This is a genomic window from Micromonospora sp. NPDC050695 (assembly GCF_040654415.1).
GTDB lineage: Bacteria > Actinomycetota > Actinomycetes > Mycobacteriales > Micromonosporaceae > Micromonospora.
Genome location: NZ_JBFAHZ010000105.1, coordinates 1 through 5,146, shown reverse-complemented (window position 1 = coordinate 5,146; position 5,146 = coordinate 1). Strand labels below are relative to the sequence as shown.

Below are 5,146 nucleotides of genomic sequence, written 5' to 3'. Positions count from 1 at the left end.
TTCGACGTCATGCTGATGATCTCTCCTCAGAACCGTCCAGGAAGAGTATCCCCTGGTAGACGAGCTGTCTCACATCAGCGTGACAGGGAGGGGCCTGGCGTCGATGCCGAGCCAGCCTGATCGTGAATCCGGCCCGGACCGCGACGACGACGGCTCCAAGAGCCACTATCAGGTAGCCGGCGGAGCGAAGCCATGAGTGGGCCCAGGCGTACTGGACCACCGCAAGGCCCGTGACGAGGAGCAGTGCCGAGCCGCCGAGGGTGCGTAGATAGTCCGCCGCGTCGGTGCGAATCGGGTGCGGCGGAACCGGCCGGGGAGGGATCGGCTTGGGCTGGAAGAACTTCCAGACCCGCTCCACCCGGTCGTTGGCCGTCTTGTCCCGCCGGGCGGTCGCGAACGTCTTCTGCCAGGTCCAGTCCTGGTGCGGGCCGGCCAAGAAGACCTCAAGGTGGTTGAGGATGCTTTCCTGCAGGGGCGCGTTGAGCGATTCGAACTCCTTGACCACCACACCGATCGAGGCCGGGTCGGGAGTCTCCGCCGTGGTCTGCGGCAGCGAGTCCAGCAGCGAGCCGACGGCGTTGATGCCCCGGGCCCAGGGATCTTCGGAGCGCTGCGCCGCCCAGCGGCGGACGTGTGCCAGCTGCGCGAGTTCCTGGTCCGTCAGGCTCTGCAGGGTACGGCCGCTCAACAGTGCGAGCGCCAGATAGAAGTAGGCGCGGGAGTTCTGGTAGCCCCGGGCAATGGCTTTCCTGATCAGCTCTCTCGCCTCGGGTGGGGCGCTGATCTCCAGGTAGCGGAGGCCGACCTCGAACTGCCGCTCCGGCGGGTCGTCGTCGCTGACGTGGTATCCGCCCTCGATGTGGACCTCCTGGGCCTGGAAACCCACCCGGGCGTTGCCGTCAGCGACGTTGGTGAACGTCTTCTCCTGCGGTCCGGCGCTCATGACAGATCCCGCAGAGCCGCCATGAGCCCCACGACCCGCGTGGCGAGGTCCGTCCAGTCCAGCAGCAGGCCGCGCAGCTTCCGCAGGGCCGTGGTCGCGCGGCTCCGTGCCTCGTCGTCGGCAGGGGGCACGTCGGCGGCGGCGGCGTCCAGCTCCTGCTCCGCCGCGCGGTAGGTGACCGCGTCCACGTCACCCGCCTCATGGAACTTTCGGAGCGAGGCGCGCAAGTCCGCGAGCTGTTCGTGGAATGTCTCCCCGCCCGCACCGCCCGGCCCGCCGTAGACGGTCGCGTGGTGAACGGTGTGCGCTTGAAATCCGACGTGAGCGTTGCCCTTGGCGACGTTTCTGACGGAGCCGGACATCGACGCATCACCTGCTTCTTTCCGAGGACGGCGAGGGGAGGAGCCATACTGCGCCCCGAGTTCCTGAGCGAGCGCGAGGGCGAAGGCCGCGGCGTTGGCGGCGGCACGCGGCTGCCAGTTCTCGCCGTCGGTGTGGACCTTGGTCCCGTCGGCACGGTCGCTGATGCCGCGGACGACGACGGCCGGCAGAGAGCGGTTCAGGTGTGCGGCCTGGGCGACCCCGGCCGACTCCATCTCCACCGCCAACGCGTCGTTGTAGTGATCACGGATGCGCGTCGCCTCAGGCGACGACGCCGAGTCGAGGACGACCTCTCCGGCGGCGATTGGGCCGAACCGCACCTTGGGCACTCCTCCGGCGAGGCCACGCGCCCAGCCTCGCTCCCGCTCAAGATGCCGGGCGAGCTGATCACAGGCATGGGGGATCTCCCACACGCGCGGCCGGGTGCGGAAAGCGTCGCTCTCGCTAGTGCCGCCGTGATAGGCGTACACGTGGGTGGCCACGACGACGTCGCCGAGGCCGACGGAGGGCCAGAGCGCCCCAGCCACGCCGGCGAAGATGACCGCTTCCGGGTCGAACTCGGTCATGGCGCGCTCGGCGATGACGGCGGAGGGGTGGTTGCCCTTGCCGACAAGGCCGAGAACGATTTCACAGGAGCCTCGGGTCACGGTGCCACGCTCGAAGCGCGTGCCCATCGGATGTACGTGCGGTTCGACTTTCGTGAGACGTTCGCGGACTGCGTTGTACTCGAGGTCCAGTGCGGTGAGCACGACCACGGGTCTGGTCATCTCTCGTCTCCTCCGGCTGCGACGGTCGGAACCGTGCGGATCATGGGTGGGTAGAGGTTCCGGCGCGGACCAGCGCGGTAGACGCGGGCCGGGCGGCCGGTGCCCGTGGCGCGGGGCGGACCGGCGGGGACCACGAAGCCCTTCGTGCCCTGGACCTTGCGGTAGAAGTTGCGGGGATCGAGCGGCGTGCCCCAGACGGCCTCGTAGACCTGCTGTAGCTCCGTGAGGGTGAAGACCTCCGGGCAGAAGGCCGTCGCCAGGTCCGTGTGCTCCAGTTTGGAGCGAGCGCGCTCCACCCCGTCGACGACGATGCGCAAGTGGTCGAAGGCGAGCGGTACCCGCGCGGCCAGTACATCGTCGACCGGCACCCACTCGGCGGCCGCGGCGTCGGTTCCGGCGATGGGCTCGGGAAGGCGCGGTACGACGGCGAGGTGGGCGACGGAGACCACGCGTCCACGAGGGTCACGGTCGGGGTCGCCGTATGTACCGAGCTGCTCCAGGTGCGGGATGTCGGTGAGCCCTGCCTCCTCCCGCAACTCCCGGCGGGCGGCGCTGAGGATGTCCTCGCGCTCATCGGCAAGGAACCCACCAGGCAGCGCTGCCCGCCCGACGAACGGCTCAACACCGCGCCGCACGAGAAGCAGGTTCAGACGACCACCGCGCAGAGTGAGGATCACGAGATCGACAGCGAGCATGATCAGGGGTGGTTCCCAGGTGTCATCAGGCACTGCTCGACCATAGCTTTTTGTCGATACGACAAAAAGGGATCGGCGCTGTCGCAAGGCCGACACTTTGAGTAGTGTCTCGATCACCAAGAGGTGCCACGAGTGCGGTGGCGCCGCCATACGTGGTAGCGGTGATGCCGGGAAGGGCGGTGTCTAGGCTAAGCGATCGATGAAGTGGGGTAGTGGGACAAAGCCGGCCGAGTGCCGCGCATGGCTCGGTAGCCACTTCACGGTTTCGGCGTAGCGCCTAATCACTTGCCGTGGTCGGTCCGGGCTGGCATCATCCCGGCCATGATCGAGAGAATCGAGCCCTCCGTCCGCTGGTGAGCGTGGCGACCGAGCCTGGATCGCTCGGACCCCAGACCGCCCTGTTCGAACACGCCCTGCGCCTGCATCAGCAAGATCCGGACTCGCCCCTGCCGCGTGATGGCGAGCCGTATCCGGACGACGAACTCCACCGCTGCCGGCGGCAGCGTCCGCAGACCCGGAAAGATCAGCGCCTCCGCGGCGTCGACGTTGCCGCCGTCCTCGACATGCACTTCGGCAAGGTCGATGCGCAACCGAGCGAACTCGCCGACGCGTTCTGCCAGGCTGACGTCCCGATCATCACAACGAGCACATCGCTGCAGCGGCGCTGCGCGCCGACCGGCAGCGGGTGCGGCAGACCGGCCGGTGGCTGGTGCGGCACAGCACTGATCGATGCTCGGCCACTGTTGGGTTGGCCCTGATTGCCACGGATTGGGCGGAGGAGGACATCCCGCTGATCCAGACCATCGGCCTGCTGTCGGACAGGTTCGGGCCGTTGGCCGCCGAGGCGCTGCGACGTCGCCGTGGAGGCGAACATGCGTTGTTGTGGCTGGCCCAGCGTGTTGCTGGTTGGGGACGGGTCTACGTCATCGAGGCGCTCTGCCGGCACGGGGCCTACGCTTCGCGTCGATGGCTGCTGCGCCACGCCTGCGATGGCGACTACCTCAACGGCTACATCGCCGGCCGCGTCGCCACTGCAGCTCACCTGCACGAAGCGATCACCGGGACCGACACCGACGATGACCTGGTCGACCACACCGGTCGACTATTGAAAATCATGGCGGACTGCGGTGGCATGGGCATGACCCTCGAGCACTATCCGCCTGCGTCTCGCGTCCTCGCCGCGCACGTGGCTCGCCTCGGCCGGCAGACACCGACCCTGAACAGGTACGTCGACGCCGCGGTCATCGCCGACCATCTGGCGGACAAGACTCCGCAGCGATCCGGATGCACCAATGAACAGCGAGACCACCTCGTCCGGCAGTACCTGGCCGTGCTTGATCGGCAGGACTGGTGTGACGCGGTTGGTGCCGGCCTTGATGCGGACAACGACTTCTTCGCCTGGTTCGCCAGCAACCCTGCGGCACGGCTGCATCTGCGAGCGTTCACTGAGATGACGGGTGATGATCGATGACCGAGGCTACCGATCAGCGCCTGATCGACGCTGTGCAGGCTGGGGACGAGGTGGACGTCGAGCAGGCGCTGGCCGATGGCGCGGACCCGAACGTTCCGGTTGGCCGATTCCGAGGATCGGTGCTGGCCGAGGCAGCGAGCAGCGGCCGGCGGGGGATCGTGGGCATGCTGGTGAACGCCGGTGCGCGCATCGGTCCCCCCGATCCATACACCGCCTCGCCGTTGCGCGCCGCCGTACTCGGGGCGCACACGGAGGTGGTGCTGTTTCTCATCGCCCTTGGGGCGCTCACGGCGGAACCCGCCACCGGGCCGAGCGTGCTGACCCAGGCCCTGTCCCACACCGCATTCCGCCCGACACCAACAGCTCTTGCGACGCTGCGGGTGCTGCTGGAAGCGGGAGCGACCTCCGTCCCGAACGAGGAAGCACCACTGATCACCGCGGTGACGCGACCCGTCGCACCGGCGGTGCTGCGACTTCTCCTCGCCCACGGAGCGGACGCCAACCAACAGCGTTCCGACGCCACACCAGCGATCGTGGTGGCGGCGCGTCGAGGCGATCACGCCGTAGCCGACGTGCTCCTTGAGGCCGGCGCCGACGTGAACGCCCGCGACCGGCAAGGGCGAACCGCGTTGATGCACGCAGTCGAACGCAACGAACGACGGGTCATCGCTACCCTCCTGCTGGCCGGCGCCGCCATCGAGACCGTCAGTGCCGATGACATGACGGCCCTGCAACTTGCGCGTGGCTGGCAACACCAGAACATCCAGTTTGAGGTTCCCCCTGCGAACCACCCTCTGAGCCCAGACAGTGGTCTGGGGAAGGATGGCCTGGTGCCACGTCCATCGAAGTACCCCGAGCAGTTCCGTAGGGACGCTGTTGATCTGGTCCG

General features: G+C 68.0%; 6 protein-coding genes. 2 read left to right on the top strand and 4 right to left on the bottom strand.

Going from position 1 to position 5,146, the window contains the following annotated elements; translation table 11 throughout:
- Positions 1-7: 7 nt before the first annotated feature.
- From AB0H52_RS31370 to AB0H52_RS31355, 4 genes are all read right to left on the bottom strand, one after another.
- Positions 8-943, bottom strand: a complete 936-nt coding sequence (locus tag AB0H52_RS31370; protein WP_357951893.1) for a hypothetical protein — start codon at positions 941-943, stop codon at positions 8-10.
- Positions 940-2,091 (bottom strand): 5'-methylthioadenosine/S-adenosylhomocysteine nucleosidase, encoded by a 1,152-nt coding sequence (locus AB0H52_RS31365; RefSeq protein WP_357951891.1) that lies wholly within the window; start codon positions 2,089-2,091, stop codon positions 940-942. Before AB0H52_RS31365 ends, AB0H52_RS31370 begins: the two co-directional genes overlap by 4 nt.
- Positions 2,088-2,819, bottom strand: a complete 732-nt coding sequence (locus tag AB0H52_RS31360; RefSeq protein ID WP_357951895.1) for an NUDIX domain-containing protein — start codon at positions 2,817-2,819, stop codon at positions 2,088-2,090. Before AB0H52_RS31360 ends, AB0H52_RS31365 begins: the two co-directional genes overlap by 4 nt.
- Positions 2,820-3,067: 248 nt before the next feature.
- A complete protein-coding gene (locus AB0H52_RS31355; RefSeq protein ID WP_357951889.1) occupies positions 3,068-3,376 on the bottom strand; it encodes a hypothetical protein in 309 nt (102 codons plus the stop codon).
- 158 nt (positions 3,377-3,534) lie between these two features.
- Between AB0H52_RS31355 and AB0H52_RS31350 the strand changes: the two genes are divergently transcribed.
- Both AB0H52_RS31350 and AB0H52_RS31345 read left to right on the top strand, forming a co-directional pair.
- The gene (locus tag AB0H52_RS31350; protein WP_357951887.1) at positions 3,535-4,257 is read left to right on the top strand and encodes a hypothetical protein; all 723 of its coding nucleotides are present in this window, start codon (positions 3,535-3,537) and stop codon (positions 4,255-4,257) included.
- Positions 4,254-5,146 (top strand): ankyrin repeat domain-containing protein (locus AB0H52_RS31345; RefSeq protein ID WP_357951885.1); only part of this gene is annotated, 893 nt, incomplete at its 3' end. The genes AB0H52_RS31350 and AB0H52_RS31345, both read left to right, overlap by 4 nt.

What these genes read in the sequence shown, in the direction of transcription:
- AB0H52_RS31365 (WP_357951891.1), bottom strand. Translation starts at nt 2,091, where the DNA reads ATGACCAGACCCGTGGTCGTGCTCACCGCACTGGACCTCGAGTACAAC.
- AB0H52_RS31370 (WP_357951893.1), bottom strand. Translation starts at nt 943, where the DNA reads ATGAGCGCCGGACCGCAGGAGAAGACGTTCACCAACGTCGCTGACGGC.